The 16273-nt window shown below is 37.5% G+C and carries 14 protein-coding genes; 5 read left to right on the top strand and 9 right to left on the bottom strand.

Features of this window, described 5'->3' with window-relative positions:
- The 9 genes from DNJ77_RS04780 to rlmN all read right to left on the bottom strand — a co-directional run bounded on the left by DNJ77_RS04780 (position 1) and on the right by rlmN (position 9976).
- Positions 1 to 225, bottom strand: coding sequence for a sulfurtransferase TusA family protein (locus DNJ77_RS04780; protein WP_116963864.1), 225 nt, complete (start codon positions 223 to 225; stop codon positions 1 to 3).
- Complete coding sequence (locus DNJ77_RS04775) at positions 225 to 1301, bottom strand: tRNA (5-methylaminomethyl-2-thiouridylate)-methyltransferase (RefSeq protein WP_116963863.1); 1077 nt, start codon at positions 1299 to 1301, stop codon at positions 225 to 227. Before DNJ77_RS04775 ends, DNJ77_RS04780 begins: the two co-directional genes overlap by 1 nt.
- Before the next feature lie 155 nt (positions 1302 to 1456).
- The gene (locus tag DNJ77_RS04770) at positions 1457 to 2749 is read right to left on the bottom strand and encodes an adenylosuccinate synthase (RefSeq protein WP_116963862.1); all 1293 of its coding nucleotides are present in this window, start codon (positions 2747 to 2749) and stop codon (positions 1457 to 1459) included.
- Between the two features lie 128 nt (positions 2750 to 2877).
- Positions 2878 to 4272: a phosphomannomutase/phosphoglucomutase gene (locus tag DNJ77_RS04765; protein WP_116963861.1), complete on the bottom strand. Its 1395-nt coding sequence runs from the start codon at positions 4270 to 4272 to the stop codon at positions 2878 to 2880.
- A gap of 24 nt (positions 4273 to 4296) precedes the next feature.
- Entirely contained in the window at positions 4297 to 5487 is a 1191-nt protein-coding gene (locus tag DNJ77_RS04760) for a class I SAM-dependent methyltransferase (RefSeq protein WP_116963860.1), read from the bottom strand.
- Positions 5488 to 5489: 2 nt separating this feature from the next.
- Entirely contained in the window at positions 5490 to 6296 is an 807-nt protein-coding gene (gene rluB / locus DNJ77_RS04755) for a 23S rRNA pseudouridine(2605) synthase RluB (protein WP_116963859.1), read from the bottom strand.
- A 37-nt stretch (positions 6297 to 6333) separates the two neighbouring features.
- Positions 6334 to 8094: an alpha/beta fold hydrolase gene (locus DNJ77_RS04750; RefSeq protein ID WP_116963858.1), complete on the bottom strand. Its 1761-nt coding sequence runs from the start codon at positions 8092 to 8094 to the stop codon at positions 6334 to 6336.
- 8 nt (positions 8095 to 8102) lie between these two features.
- Positions 8103 to 8858, bottom strand: a complete 756-nt coding sequence (locus DNJ77_RS04745; RefSeq protein WP_116963857.1) for a tetratricopeptide repeat protein — start codon at positions 8856 to 8858, stop codon at positions 8103 to 8105.
- On the bottom strand, positions 8858 to 9976 hold the full coding sequence (gene rlmN / locus DNJ77_RS04740; protein ID WP_116963856.1) for a dual-specificity RNA methyltransferase RlmN: 1119 nt from the start codon (positions 9974 to 9976) through the stop codon (positions 8858 to 8860). The genes DNJ77_RS04745 and rlmN overlap by 1 nt, the downstream gene beginning before the upstream one ends.
- A 770-nt stretch (positions 9977 to 10746) precedes the next feature.
- Between rlmN and DNJ77_RS04730 the strand changes: the two genes are divergently transcribed.
- From DNJ77_RS04730 to DNJ77_RS04710, 5 genes are read left to right on the top strand one after another with little or no spacing between them, the layout of a single operon-like run.
- Positions 10747 to 11919 carry an MFS transporter gene (locus DNJ77_RS04730; RefSeq protein ID WP_116963854.1) on the top strand — a complete coding sequence of 391 codons (1173 nt, stop codon included), beginning with the start codon at positions 10747 to 10749 and terminating at the stop codon, positions 11917 to 11919.
- Positions 11920 to 11936: 17 nt separating this feature from the next.
- The gene (locus DNJ77_RS04725) at positions 11937 to 12767 is read left to right on the top strand and encodes a phosphotransferase (protein ID WP_116963853.1); all 831 of its coding nucleotides are present in this window, start codon (positions 11937 to 11939) and stop codon (positions 12765 to 12767) included.
- A 1-nt stretch (position 12768) separates the two neighbouring features.
- Positions 12769 to 13989: an ATP-grasp domain-containing protein gene (locus DNJ77_RS04720; RefSeq protein ID WP_116963852.1), complete on the top strand. Its 1221-nt coding sequence runs from the start codon at positions 12769 to 12771 to the stop codon at positions 13987 to 13989.
- Positions 13990 to 15210 carry an ATP-grasp domain-containing protein gene (locus DNJ77_RS04715; RefSeq protein WP_116963851.1) on the top strand — a complete coding sequence of 407 codons (1221 nt, stop codon included), beginning with the start codon at positions 13990 to 13992 and terminating at the stop codon, positions 15208 to 15210.
- Entirely contained in the window at positions 15201 to 16187 is a 987-nt protein-coding gene (locus DNJ77_RS04710) for a hypothetical protein (protein ID WP_116963850.1), read from the top strand. Before DNJ77_RS04715 ends, DNJ77_RS04710 begins: the two co-directional genes overlap by 10 nt.
- Positions 16188 to 16273: the final 86 nt, after the last annotated feature.

Below are 16273 nucleotides of genomic sequence, written 5' to 3'. Positions count from 1 at the left end.
CTATGCCTTAATTACAAATACAAAATCATCGTCTTGCTCAAATTGCTCTACGATAACATAATCATTGATCTTACACCAAGTTGGAATATCATGTTTTACGCCTGGATCAGTACAAATGATTTTTAAATGCTCTCCTAAACACATCTTTTTCAAAACGTTTTGGGTTTTAATTACCGGCATTGGACACAAAAGGTTGCGTAAATTAAGCTCAAGGTCAATTTTCATTACACATACCACTCTTGCTTGACTTCTTCAACACTAAAAGGTTTAACCGATTGTTCATGCACAACACCATTTGGGTAATTAAAGCGTAAAGTCACTTGTTCTGCATCTTTGCCTTGTGAGAAACGCGCAATAATTCTTGCAACAAAGATTTCATCTACTTCAGGAAACTGACCATCTATTAAAGTTAAAGGTCCACCATGGCTTTCAACCGTTATACTTGGAAATTGACGCTTATAACCATTTAAAAATTTATTCTCCCCTTCTTCACGGCCAATGATGAGTTTGAACTCTGGTTTCGGTCGAATATGACGCCCTATTTTTAATAACATAATGTCATCAAAATCGTAATCACGATTACCATTTCGCCCTTTCCATAAATCTACAAGCTTATCTGAGTATTGTTTATCAGTTAAGAAACAACACCCACCTGCTGGGGTAGCATAATTTGTAAAGCCATATGCTTTTGCTAATTCAAACTGTGGAGTGCGATTGCGTCCATGAAAATCAAATAATTTATTACGATCCACCCAGCCTTCACGCTCAGGCTTAGTTTCAGGCAAGTTTTTGGCACATAATGGTCGAAGCAGCAAATCATCAACACCTGATTGTTTCTGAATAACCGGCATAGTATTTTTTCGTTGTGACATCGGACGCTGTCCAACCACCTCTCCTGTAATAATAAAATCAAAACCGTTTTCAAATGCCCATTCTTTGGCTTTTTTAACCATAAAAATCTTACAATCCAAGCATGGATTCATATTGGCGCCATAGCCATATTTTGGATTCAAAAGTACATCTTTATATTCTTCTATAACGTCAATAATATGCAGTTTGACTCCAAGTTGCTCAGCAACCCATAAAGCATTGTTACGCTTTCGCTTGGATTGATCTTTTTTGCGAATAGCATGTGTATGACCCTCAACACAGAATCCTGTAAAAAAGTTGATCCCTTCGACATGAATCCCTTGCTCAAGAATGATCTTGGTCGAAAGCATTGAATCCAAACCACCAGAAATAAGTGAAACCGCTTTATATTGTTTTTTATTTTCTTGAATAGAAGTATTTTGCAAAGACATAAAAACTACAGTGCGTTGGTACCATGTTTAAATTTGGCACATTGTACGCATTATCGATGATTTTTTCACCACTTAAATGTCATTTTACCTTTATTTATTTTTAACAAGACATCCCAACTTTTGTATTTCGACGAATATCACAAGTTAAGCAATCATTAAAAAATCGACTTTACAATGACATTCTGATTGCGCTCAGGTCCTGTTGAAATAATATCCACTGGCACATCTAAAAACTCTTCAATAAAGCTGATATAATCATGTGCAGCTTTCGGTAATTTTTCATATTCCGTTTGATTAAATGTCTCTTGTGACCAGCCTATGAAAGTTTTGTAAACTGGCTTACAGCGCATATAATCAGCATTATCGTAGGGTGGATAATGAACCTCTTTGCCATCCAACTCATATGCCACGCATACTTTAAGCTCTTTCAAACCATCTAAAACATCTAGCTTGGTCAAACAAATAGAGGTAATACTATTGATTTCAATAGCACGTCTTAATGCCACCAAATCCAACCAACCAGTTCGACGCTTTCTACCTGTTACCGTCCCAAATTCACACCCTTTTTTACCCAAATGTTCACCAATTTCGTCAAATAACTCAGTTGGATAAGCACCACTACCGACACGTGTTGTATACACCTTGGTTATACCTACAACTGCATCAATATAACAAGGACCAAATCCAGCACCTGAAGCAACCGTACCTGAAATCGTATTGGATGAAGTCACAAATGGATAAGTGCCATGATCAATATCTAAAAGCGTGCCTTGCGCCCCTTCAAAAATAATTTTGCCCTTATTCTTACGGATATCATTTAACTTAGCAGAAACATCACATACCATAGGTAAAATGGTTTTCGCATGATTTAATAATTTTAGATAAGTTTCTTCAAGATCAAATTGAAGATGTGAACGATAATAGTTTTTCAACGTAAAATTATGAAGATCCAATAACACCTTGAGTTTCGCTTTAAGCTTTTCAGGATGAGCCAGATCTCCAATTCGAATCGCACGCCTTGCAATTTTATCTTCATACGCAGGACCAATACCACGCTTAGTTGTACCGATTTTTTGGTCTCCCAACGCTTCTTCTCTGACCTCATCAATTGCTACATGTATCGGTAACACAACAGGGCAAGCCTCACTAAGACTTAAACGTTCAAATACAGGAACTCCACGCTCCAAAAGCTCATTCATTTCAATTGAAAGTGCATCTAACGAAACAACAACACCATTACCAATAAAGCTTTGTACTCCCTCATGTAAAATCCCCGATGGGATTAAACGCAACTTAGTGACTTCACCTTTAATCACCAAAGTGTGTCCCGCATTATGCCCACCTTGAAAACGTACCACGGCATCTGCTTTATCTGTTAAAAAATCAACAACTTTACCTTTGCCTTCATCTCCCCACTGACTACCCAAGATAACAATGTTATGATTCACTGAAATTCCTCACGTTGATAATTACAGTAGCATGTTAAAGATTTTTAGTGACCTTGACAAACAAAATGCAAATTTTTCACCTTCAAGTAAAATTTCGCTGAGAATTTTGAGGATTTTATGACAAACTCTTAATGCATAATGCTATTGGCAATAACAGTCACCCATTGCATAAAATTTTGTTTAATTCGCTCAAGTGCTTCGGTTGTATCCGCTTCAAAACGTAGCACCAAACATGGCGTTGTATTGGATGCACGCACCAAACCCCAGCCATCGTTAAATTCAACACGTATGCCATCAATTGTAATCACTTTTTCATCTTTAAATTTTGTCGTTGCCTCTCTTAAAAGCACATCTACTACTTTAAACTTATGTATCTCTGGAACTTCAATGTTAATCTCAGGAGTGCTGATACTCTCAGGAATAGTAGCAAAAATCTGATCAAGTGTTTTGATGTTACTAGCTAAGATATTTAACAACCTTACCCCAGTATACAAGCCATCATCAAAACCAAACCAACGATCATTAAAGAATATATGACCGCTCATTTCTCCTGCAAGCTCTGCATTTGTTTCTTTCATTCTCTTTTTAATTAAAGCGTGTCCTGTTTGAGACATCACTGCTTTACCACCTAGCTTCTCAACAAAATTTGCTACGTTCTTACTGCATTTTACGTCAAATAAAATTGTAGCATTTGGGTGACGTTTTAACACGTCTTCGGCATACAACATAAGCTGGCGATCAGAAAAAATATTCTGACCATTTGGTGTAATTACACCCAAACGATCACCATCGCCATCAAATGCAAGACCGACATCTGCTTGATGTTCTTTAACTGCATAAATTAAATCCATTAGATTTTGCGGCTTACTTGGATCTGGATGATGATTAGGGAACGTCCCATCTACCTCACAAAAAAGTGTTATCACTTTGCAACCTAATGCCGTGAATAATTTCGGTGCAATCTTACCTGTAATTCCATTACCCGCATCGATAACGATTTTTAGTGGTCTTTGTAACTTCTCTTGATTAACAATGTAATCGATATAAGCTTCTTCAATATCAAGCCATTGATAAATACCTTTTTGCGGTACTTTACTGATTTCATCTTGGAAAATAATACCTTTTAAGGCTTGAATGTCATCCTGAGCCAATGTATTACCTGCAATCATCATCTTAAGCCCATTGTAATTTGCTGGATTATGACTCCCTGTTAGCATAATTCCCGTACCACTTCCTTTAGTCTTGGCTGCAAAATAAAGCACAGGAGTTGGTACTGCACCAATGTCAACAACGTCACACCCGCCTATTTGCAAGCCTTCTGCCAATGCCTTTAACAATATAGGTCCAGATAGACGCCCATCACGTGCAATAAAGACTTCTTTTTCATTCTGAGCTAAAGCTTGCTTAGCAAAAGCCAAACCAATATTAAATACAACATTTTCATTGAGATCTTCAGGATAAGTTCCACGAATATCATACGCGCGAAAAATATGCTCAGACATCAATAGTCTTTCTTTAAACATTCTTTATCCTCAATTTTCATATTTTTATAATAAATAACTTAAGTCAATATGATCAAACGCATCAATAACATGATCATAATGATATGACAAGGTCATTACTTTAAAATTTTCAGCTAAATCTGTGCCTAAAGTTAGTTGGTTTAATTGTTGTGTAAGCGCTAATGCTTCTACTTGCTTAAGTCTTTTAATTTCAGATTGATAACAAGACAAAATTCCTGCACTACTTAGAAAAGCACCTTGTGTTGAAAACCCATCAAGCTCAAACCCCAATCTTTGTGCAGCTTCGGCTAGTGCTGTAAAATCAACATGTGCAGTAATATCTTGAACACCAACATAAATAAGTGGATTATCATGCACGTGATGTTTGTAATAACACTGCAAGGTACCGATTGTCCTGGCTTCGTTATAATAAAGTGGTCTCTGATAACCATAGTCACAAATAAATACCACACCTTGCTTCAAAACAGATTGCACCGATGCCAACCACGGTTCGATCCAAAGGTTAATTTCAGACTGATAAATGATATCATTGAGCGCATAGTTTGTTAGTGGTAATGCTTGTAATGCTTTAGCCAAGTGCTCATCAATCTGGATATTTTCACACCACGCAAATTGATTGTTTTCATATGTTACCATCATTTGCATATAGCAATGGTTATTAAAACGAAATAATTCTACTGGCATTGCATCCAACACCTCATTGGCAAACACGATTGCCGAGAGTTTCTCTTTTGGTAGTGCTGACAACCAAAAGATATGCTGATAATATTCACCCAATTGCTGTAATAGCCGTTGTTGCTGAATTTTTAAAGTTGGACTAGGTTCAATAATATAATACGATTTTGGTAGCGCATTGAGCTTATGCAATTTATCTAAACAATCTAACGCAAACTGACCAGTACCAGCACCAAATTCTATAATAACGGTTTCATCACCCAGAGTTTTAAGGATATCTGCAAACTGAAGGGCAAAAGTTTGACCAAAAAGCCTTGACGTCATAGGAGCTGTAATAAAATCCCCCTTTTCACCTAACTTCTCTTTATTTGCTGTATAATAACCCAAACCAGGTGCATATAATGCCTGTTGCATAAACTGCTTAAAACTAATTTGACCGTCATTATGTTCTATCAAATTGGTGATATAAGCCGAAAGCCCATTGACGCGTTGTTGCTCTTCATGTGTTAAAGCAGGTAAGGTAATTTTGGTTTTGTGCATAGCTACTTATTTTTACGATCAAGCTTATCAAGCAACCCTTTGGGAAAGAAGAAGCGTTTCATTTTAACGTTCTGTCTTAACGCATTGACGATTTCTGGTGATAGCTCTTTAGACTTACCCATACTTAAATAACGCGGTAGTATGACATCTCCATAACGAACACGGGTTAAACGGCTTATTTGTACACCAACTGCTTCAAACATACGACGCACCTCACGGTTTCTACCTTCAGATAGCGTAACGTGATACCATTTATTAATCCCTTCACCACCAACAAAACGAATACTACTAAATTGTGCTAAACCATCCTCCAGTTCGATACCTTGTTTAAGTTTATCAAGCGTTTCATCTGCCACATCCCCAAAAATGCGCACAGCATATTCACGCTCAATTTGATATGATGGGTGCATTAGCCGATTAGCAAGTTCACCATCTGTTGTAAAAAGCAATAACCCTGTTGTATTAATATCTAATCTACCAATCATGATCCAACGCCCAATTTTTAGTCGTGGCAAGGCATCAAATACTGTTTTACGACCTTCGGGATCATTTTTAGTACAAATCTCTCCATCTGGCTTGTTATAGATAATGACACGTGGTCGAGACAAAATCACTGCTTGGTTTTTAAATGGTTTACCATCAACAATAATCTTATCATCCATTGAAGCACGATCACCAATTTGGGCTATTTTACCATTAACTATAACGCGACCTTGAAGAATTTTTTCTTCCATTTTGCGTCTAGAACCAAGACCTGCTTGCGCTAAAATTTTTTGTAACTTATCTTTATTTTCTTTTTTATCGCGCATGGCTATTCTTTCTACCTTTTAGAATCACTGCTTAAAATTACTGTGGGAACTTTACCCCATTTTCACTCATTCGCCAAGCGAAGTGTTGATAGACACCTTTTTTTCCTTGCTCAATTAACCGTTCAATTTCTTTCTGGGAAATCTCAAAATCTGTTCCCACCACGTCTAACGTATCGACAAAAATTACACGATTCCAGTTATCTGGCTCTAAATGACGCTTTAATGAACCTGCCGAATAAAATTTCATAAACTCGCGTGTAAAGTCAAATATATGGCCTATTTTATGATAGGACTTAGGTGCCGTACGCATTGAACGTAGAGGATCTTCGCCAGGATCCAAACGAAAGCCCAACGTTTCTAAGTTTAAAACACTACGATCGTTATCTTTTGCTTTTGAATGTGGTAAAATATTCAACAAGTTGTAAATGTACTTATGATGATCAAATAACTCAATTGGGCAGTTCCATACCAAACCACCATCAACAAGTATATTTTCTTCTTTTCCTTCTTTTCTCCTGACGGCCTTAAATAACATCGGAATGCAAGTAGAAATTCTCAGTGCTTCAACAATTTGCATATCTGGCGTTGTTTCTGCACTGTATATTTCGGCACATGATTTTGTAAGATTAGTGCCAATAATATATAAATCATTGCCAGTTAAAGTTTTGAGCGTTTTAAAACTTAAAAATCCATCTGGTAACTTTTGCTGTATCAATTTAGCCATATGGTTGATAAAAAAATCTCCTTTATACCAGCCAAAGTCGGTTAAAAGCCTTGTAGAATTACTGATAAAATTACGACTTGCATCCATAAAAAGCGTGTAATCAAGGTGGCTTACAATTTCCTCAATTTCTTTTGCATTAAACCCTACTGCTAAGAAAATAGCATAAATTGCGCCAGCAGAGGTGCCCGCGAAACGACGAACGTTTTTAAGCACACCCAAAGATTCCAATGCCGTAATGGCACCACTATAAGCAATGCCACGTACACCTGCTCCTTCAAAAATTAAATTACGAAATGCATGAATATTAAGCTCATCAATAGTTTGCTTTAGAAAATAATCCACTCGCTTTCTTGCTTGGTGCATCGGAAAAGGCGAAATACTTTCAAGCGGTTTAATCTTAGCACGATAAAAAATCTTATAGAAGTTATCAATCTTCTTACGCTTTGTAACTGTATACTTCACCGAGCGTAACAGCATTGTTTTGACACGCACTTTTGAATTTCCCATTTCAAAGGTCGGCAAGCTCATAAGTGCCTGATAATAAGCCCGTATTACCCACATTTTTGGTAACATTAAACTATTATTACCCTGAGCTTTAACTTGTGCTTTATTGAGTCTAAAAAAACGATAGAATATGGAAAATGGCCACCGCAAATACCATGGTAAGTTTGTTAATTCTTCATAAGGAATTGGATTAATTAACAATTGCTTATGGATAAGCTTGGGGTATTTTTCACATAACAACAAACTAATTAATGCACCATAACCATAGGCAATGATCGTGATGTTATTAAGGTTAAAATATTCAATAATGCTCTGTGCGTCCAATACACTTTGCACCATTGAACACTCGATTATGCCCTTAGGCTGCCCACTTTGACCATGGCCATATAAGTCATAAGCAACAATATTATATTTTTCCGAAAGCTCACGAAATTGAGCTTGCCAGTTAATTCCACTACCGGTAATTCCATGAATAAAAAACAAAGTTTTACGTCCAGGATCAATCTCATTATGATAAACACATAAACGTCTTTTTGTCCGAAATAAGCGTTTGGTAATCGATAAAATCATTATTTCATCTACTCGTACAGATTAGAGCTTAATTGCAAACGTAAACTTGTAGCCTCATTATATTGTCCTAATGCTTGCAGAATATCCATTTTCAGCCTAATACTCTCTTGAGTTTTTCCAGCAAGCTCAATGTAACGATTAATTCTTGTAAGCGCATCTTGATACTCTTTTTGTTGATATTCAAGTTGGGCTAACTCCCAATATGCCAAGGTGCTGCCTGATGACCCTTGATCAATCGCTTTTTCAAAAAAAGTTTGTGCAAGCTTGTAATTTTCTTGTGCCAACAAACAACGCCCATACAAGGTAAAAGTTTCTGCTAAATTAACGTTACTAGATAACGAAATTGACTCTTTGAAAAACGCATTGGCACGATCATATTGATGCTTATTCGTACACAAAAATTGGGCGTAAAAATTATAAGCTTGAAAATCACTTGGCGCCATATGTAAGGCTTTTTGATAAGATGCTTCCGCTTTATCTGGCATACCTAAATTTTGGTAATATAAACCTTCGGCATAATAAATTGTTGCAACGTTTCGATCTTGTGACTTTGCTTTTAGTAGTTTTTCCTTCGCTCGATCTAACATCTGTCTTTGTGCATATACCACCGCTAGCTGAGCATTGATTTTAGCAGCTTTTTCATAATTTACCTGAACTTCCTCGGGAACGCCTGACAATGACTTTGTGTTGCTTGCACAACTTGTCAGCACCATTACTAACAACAGCAAACCGACATTGGTTATGAAACTCCTAATTTTAGACATTATGCCTCACTTAGTTGACGCTGATATCGTGCCTGGCGATTTGTTTTATCTTGCACTTTACCTGCCAACTGACCACATGCGGCATCGATATCATCACCTCTGGTTTTTCTTATCGTTGTAACAAAGCCCGCCTCCATTAAATATTGCTGAAAGCGATGGATGCGGTTATTACTTGGTTTCTTGTATGGCGTGCCAGGATAAGGATTAAATGGGATAAGGTTGATCTTAGCGGGTACCTGTTTTGACTTCAATAGTGTAACTAGCTCTTTTGCATGTGCTAGCTCATCATTGACATGTTCCATTAGCGTATATTCAAAGGTGATTTCCTTGTGTGGACCTCTTTGCGCATATAATTTGCATGCCTCCATTAGCTGGTCAATATTATATTTCTTATTAATAGGCACTAATACATTTCTAAGCGCATCATTAGGTGCATGCAAAGACACGGCCAAGGATACATCTGATTGTTCCAATAAATCATAAATGCGCGGCACGACCCCTGATGTGCTTAAGGTAACTCGACGTTTGGATAACCCATAAGCCAGATCATCCATCATGATATCCATCGCTTTTACTACTGCATCGAAATTCATCAAGGGTTCACCCATCCCCATCATCACGACGTTAGTAATTTGTCGATCATACTCACCATGCTGCTTTGAAAGTGTACGCACTGCTGTCCATACTTGTCCAATGATTTCGGCAACGCTCAAATTGCGATTAAAGCCTTGCTTACCTGTTGAGCAAAAACTACAGTTTAAGCTACAACCCACCTGTGAAGATACACATAATGTCCCACGAGAATCCTCGGGAATGTAAACGGTCTCAACCAAGTTACCACCGACATCAATAAGCCATTTATGCGTACCATCGTTCGATGGCTTGTCAAGTGCCACTTTAGGAGTAACAACTTCCGCAAGCTCAATGAGTTTCTGCCGCAAAGCCTTACTAAGATCACTCATTTCCTCAAAAGAAGTCACGCCTTTTTGATGTATCCATTTAAACACCTGCTTTGCGTGAAATGACTTCTCTCCGATACTGGCAAAGTAGTCTCGCATATCTTTTTGACAAAAATTCATTAAATTTGTTTTTATTTGACTTTCAATCACCTGCTGCATTATTGATTACTCTATTTGCCTAACTTAAACTTACTTATGGTGGATGCTCTTTCAACCCAGGCATTATACACATGATTACTTTGCGTTCAATCGTTTTTGTTCATTTCACTCTCCCCAGTTATCGCTGTTCATATATAAAATCTCATCGAAACGGCATTGACAAAAATATTACAACTTGATACGTTTTATAAAATTTATTTTCAAGGATATCCTATGACCCAGTGGATTGTTAATTTTCTATTTGTGTTTCTGATATGGTCTCTTTACGCTTATGGCGTGCATGCCCTTGCGCATTATAATCCTCGGCGTAACCCATTATTTAAAATCCACAAAGCACACCATTTGATAAAATATCATCAGCTTAACAAGCTGAGCTTGCCAACTTGGCAAAACTATTTGTTGTGGTTTGGTGGCTTGAGGGAATCTTTAGATGTCTGACTTACTTTAATTCTGCCAGCACTCGTCCTCGCCTTGCCCTTTCCTTCAACTGGTGGCGTACTACTCCTCCTTGTTTATTTATACGAAGTTTTTTTATCAGAAACCGTTTTAGACCACAATTCGGAAATTAAAGGCAAGCTTACAACTCTATTTGCTTGGGGAGAATACCACATGACTCATCATCAATATCCAACCATACGCTATGGTCTTTACATCACCTTATGGGATTATGTTTTTTTAACAGATAAATTTCTCAAGCAGACCCTTTTCGCCGCTGATATCTCTATTTCTTATCCATATTTATCTATTTTATCTAGATAAGGAGAAAATTGATGCAGAATATACAAACCATTATTATTGCGCGCCGACTGGCTTCCTCCACAACTTACGCAGCTTTTCTGGGGATTTTTTACCTCTATGCACAAAGTATCAACATTTCTATCACGCTCATTCCTATGATGTTTTCTGTTTTATTGCTTACTAACCAGGGATTTGCATTACCCGCAGGGGTGCTAGGTGATAGATTTGGCGTACACAGGCTTATGCTCATAGGTTGCGCTATTGATGTGCTATCATACCTTATATTGTGCTTGAGTGATCATGTATATTTCTTGACCTTAGGTGTCATGGGCTTAGGCATAGGTGGCTGTGTATTCAGCACGAATGCTCGAGCCGTATTGGTTATGCTATCTGAAAATGACAAAACCACAATCATGTCCCAAGGCGCTTTTTTGAGAGCAACCAACCTGGGTGCCGTGCTTGGAAGTCTCTTGGCTTTGTGTTTTATCTGGTTGTCAGCATTATATTCTTTACTTATCGTGTGCTTGATTCTGGAGCTGTTGCTTTGTTTCTTTATGTTAGTAAAAACGCCACATTTTTCTTGCTATCAAGAAGTAAACAAAAAACCAAAACCCACAGAAACTTGGTCAGGGATTTTGAATATTGACTTTATTAAATTGCATCTATTTTGTTGCATACCATTTGCGCTTGTCGCTTCCTTCCCAGTCATATTCCCCTATTTGTTTAGTACTTTACTACACTTACCTGAGCAAGTTGCTATGGCACAGTTTTTCAATGGTGTTTTGCTTGTTGCTATTCAACAATATGTATCGCAAAAGATGCGGCTGTCCTTAAGCGAGGCGCGATGGTTGTTTATAGCATGTTCAACTGTTTTGATACTGCTTTTGTCCGCAGTAAGATTATATCCAAGCATAGGTTCTGTATACGCCTTCTTAATCGTTTTCACCATTCTTGAGTCCCTGGTAATCACCCAATTTACCAATCTCCTAACTTTGATGGGTAATCTTCAAAATAAAAGTACCACTTTTGGTACATCCAAAGTCATTTTGGCCATTTTAACCCCCATTGTTATTAACTTCTTACCAGTGTTTATGACAACTAGCAACCATCACTTGTGGCTATTATGCATTGTCATGCTCATAGCAACGCTAGTCACACTCTTTAAAATGCTTCTGTTGCGCAAAGCCGTATGCAAAGATGTTTAAATTAGGGGGGGGGAAATATGACCGATATTACTGTTCAGTTTAGGTCTCAGTATAAATGGCAAGTCGAACTTTTGTGCAAAGCAGAAAAGTCTCATGGTCGCGCAAACTATGTAGTGTCATTTAATCTATTAGGTAACCTTTATTACTTGAAAAAATTTCATCTCCCTAAAGCATATCATCGTGAAAAATACGCATGGAATATTCTGCAAAATAGCATGCCACAAGTTTATTTTGACGACGAAAACCATTGTGCAATTTTTCCAAATTTAGGAGAAACATGCAAAAACAGCCCTGATTTGAAGGATATTGAGGGAATTGCCACCGGTTTAGCATTGTTTCACAGCAGCATACAGATAGATCATATAGGCGATGCGCTCTTCTCTTCACAACCTGTTAGAATTCACCATACACTACTTGAAAATGGATGGAAAGTCTCTGGAATACAATGTTATCTGCATGGAGACGTTTGTTTACCAAACTGTTTGTTCGTTAAAGGTAAATTTAATACATTTATTGATTATGAAGAATCTAATTGGGGTGATCCAATAATTGACTTTGCTATTGCCATTGTTGAATGTTGTACTGTTCCAAGTATCAATCGCTATCAAGCACAGTCGAGATATACAGCATTTGTGAACGCCTACTTTTCAACTTTTCCATCAAAACAGATGGTAGATTTAATTAAAGACACTGAACAATGGAAGATGTGCTTACATTTCAGCATCCTTGAATTACAACAGTGGGCTGAGTTCCACGATCTAATAAAAATGGTTAAAGACTATCGCAAAGCAGACACGCTTTTATCTCAAATAAACCTTAACCTTGTACAAAAAACCGCTGGAGCATGACATGCAGGATATATACGTTATTATACTGAAAATGCGATATGACAAACTAAATCCACATCGATTCTACGATGCAAATAAACATAAGTTTATTATTTTACTTGACGAAGAGTTTTATCATCGATTTCCAGATCAGCATAAAGATACCTTCGATGAACTCATTAAACTCGAAAATTTTGATGAAACATCTATTGCCACCATCATTCAACGATATGCCAGTTATAACAGCAGATTGAAGCTTATTTGTTGGGATGAGGAATTGCTTTTGCTGTGTGCTCGAATCCGAAAACGTTTTGATTTACCAGGTCCATATGAGGACAAACTCATCCCATTTAGAGATAAAAAAATCATGAAATCCATATTATTTCGGAACGGAATCAAGGTTCCACAATTTATAGATGATGACTTTGATAACATGAGCATTGGCGACTGTGTCAATACTATATCCTCTTTGGGGTTTCCCTTGATCGTAAAACCAAAAGATGGCAGTGGAGGGATTGGTGCAAAAAAAGTACGTAATAAAGCAGAGTTACAAGGGGTCGTCGAGGGGAATCAACCAAATCTGGCTGATTATAACTTTGAGGAATATATAGAAGGTAGATTTTTGCATTGTGATAGCATTGTTTGCCAAGGGAAAATTCTATTTGTAGAAGTATGCGAATATATGGGTAATGCAATAGACTTCATGCATGGAAACAATTTGGGAAGCAGGCTGCTTGCAAACTCTGAATTAAAGGACAGAATACGCTGTTTTAATGAGTCAGTTTTAAAGGCGCTATCTCCCCCTGATGGGATGACTCATATGGAGTTATTCCTCACCAACAATGACAATCTTGTATTTATCGAAATTGCGGCACGCCCACCAGGAGGAGAAATCTTACCCATGTATGAATATGCCCTAGGTCTAGATATAGCCGCCTATTTATTTATGCTTGAACTCGGTTTAAGTTCTCAAAAAATAACCCCTGAGAAGTTGATGAGCGCCGCTTGGATATATGTACCTAAGAAAGCAGGTCTGATAAAACAATTCATTTTGCCACGTCTTGCTAGTCAGAAGTTTGATATAAACTGGAAGGTTCAAACATTTGAAAGAATAGGTGCATCAATATCATGCTATGACAGAGCAGCCACGATTATGCTGATAGACCAAGATGACCACATTTTGGAACAAGATTTTCGAACTTTACAGGAACATCAATTCATTGAGTACCATGAGGAGATATAAATGCGAGACAAAGTATTAGTGTTCAATAAAATCCGATACGAGCTTATTCGTTATCATGAAATCGCCGATGCCGATTTGTTCGACTTTTATTTTATTGGCACAAAAAAATATGCTGAGCTTGTTCCTAATGAGTGGAAACAAAAGTGCAGCGTTTTTGTAGTAGCAGATGAACTAACAGTCGAGTTATGTACAACTCTTATTAACACCATAGGAGGTGTGGATCACCTAATTTGCTTTTCTGAAGAAGATATGCACCTTGCAGCAACATTACGTATGCTTCATAAAATCCCTGGACCCAAGATAGCTGATATCCTGCGTTTCAGAGATAAATACACCATGAAAAAGGAATTGATGAATAAGGGAATTAAATTACCAAAATATGCCTCACTTGCTGACATAAATATTATTGAGCACTTACATTTCAATAACCTCTCCCAAAAATATGGATTGCCTTTTGTTATCAAGCCACGTTTGGGTATGGCTAGTATGAATGTGTTTATAGTGGAGAGTGAGCAGCAATTTCAGGAGGCAATTCAGGATGTGTATTTCAATCCTGAAATGTATATGATAGAAAGCTTTATTGGTGGTGAGATGTACCATGTAGATAGCTTTATTAACCATAACAAAATAGAATGTTCATTTGCATTTAAATACACTAAGCCACCCGTACACTTACAAACCTCAGAAGTAGGTGGAATAATACAAACAAGAAACGATACCTTGATTCAAGAGTTACATTCTATAAATGAGTTAGTAATAAATACTTTATCACCTCCTAATGGATGCACCCACGCTGAATATTTTGTTACCTCTGATGGAGAAATTTATTTTTGTGAAATTGGAGCAAGGTTCGGAGGTACTTTTCTTGTGACTGCAATAGAAGCTGCCACAGGCATCAACTATGCTCAGAAATGGTTCCTTCAAGAACTTGGAATACCTTATACTCAGAAAATTCAACGCTCATTATGTGCAGGTTGGCTAGATATTCCTGCACCTGAAATGGCTGAAATCTTACAGGTGAATACCGCTGAATCCTTGTCATGGGTCACAGCCGAAGAAATTAAAACAAAGGTAGGTGATCGCTTTTACAAGCGTGAACGAATACATAATAGAATGGCTAGTTATGTCATTATTGGCAACGACAAACAGGAGGTTGAACAAAACATGAGAGTTTTATCAGAATCTCATCTCATTAAGTGGAAAAAAATACCATGTCTATGACGACACGAGTAGGTATCGAGAAGGAATATACATTTGTTGCTCAATGTCTCACAGATAATGAGCTCACCTTCGTTTTGGCATCAAGGGATTTTTTTACCCTCTATAGAAAATTTATTTACGTAGGCTGTAAAAAATCAAACATTCTAACTGCTCTCTTGGACAAGGGCTGGAAGGTTGAGCCAGAATACAGCCATGCCATTATTGAAATCATCTCTCCTCCAAAGACTATAGCGCAATTAGATGAGTTAGTCACTGAATTAAAGCTCATGGAAAGCATACTTGTTTACTTAGTCAATCAGTTGGCTGTGTCCTTCCAACTACCGAGTTTAACTTTAAGTGACTCTTACTCCGCTGCCTTTGGAAGGTTCATGGATCTCGGCTCGAATAGGGTATGTAACTTACATGAAATTTTACTGGACCCCCAAGATGCAAATAAAGCACTATTGATTACTCAAAAATTCTCCCCGCCCTTCCCATGTCAAACGATAAACTTTCACGATGTAGCACTACGTTTTGCAGGCTTCACTTCATTAAATATCACACTCAGCCACTCTCATTGGTTTCTGACAAAAAACAGGGATTTTAACGATCTTTTTTACCATAATTTTTTGGATTTTCTGAGAAAATCAGTTAACTTTTACACTTACAGCAATGGAAATAGAGGTCGCAATTCATGTAGAAATGATATCCTCAATTGGATAGATCTACATGGACGATGGTTAATTGAATACGTTTTAGCTAACTCAGCCAGTGCTGCTGCAGGCAAAAAAGCAGTAGTCCATTTATTTGGAGCGCCTCCATACGAAGATGATGTACGCTTCAAAAGCAATTATCTATACGCAGCTAGACCACGCATTTATAATAATGCCCCACTTATTGAATTTCGCTGCTTTGATAGTGCATATAGCCCAGATGAAATTATTTGCTGTATAAAACAATGCTATACGTCAGCAGCGCCTTTAGCATTTAACTCATGATTACTTTGCGTTCAATCGTTTTTGTTACCTGAAATAGCCATGGCTGTCCCATCTAAAAAGGCTTGACAGCTCATAACCTGAAATGT

The organism is Fastidiosibacter lacustris, from assembly GCF_003428155.1.
Lineage (GTDB): Bacteria > Pseudomonadota > Gammaproteobacteria > Francisellales > Francisellaceae > Caedibacter > Caedibacter lacustris.
The sequence above is the reverse complement of the archived record's forward strand: the minus strand, read 5'-3'. Positions and strand labels throughout refer to the sequence as shown.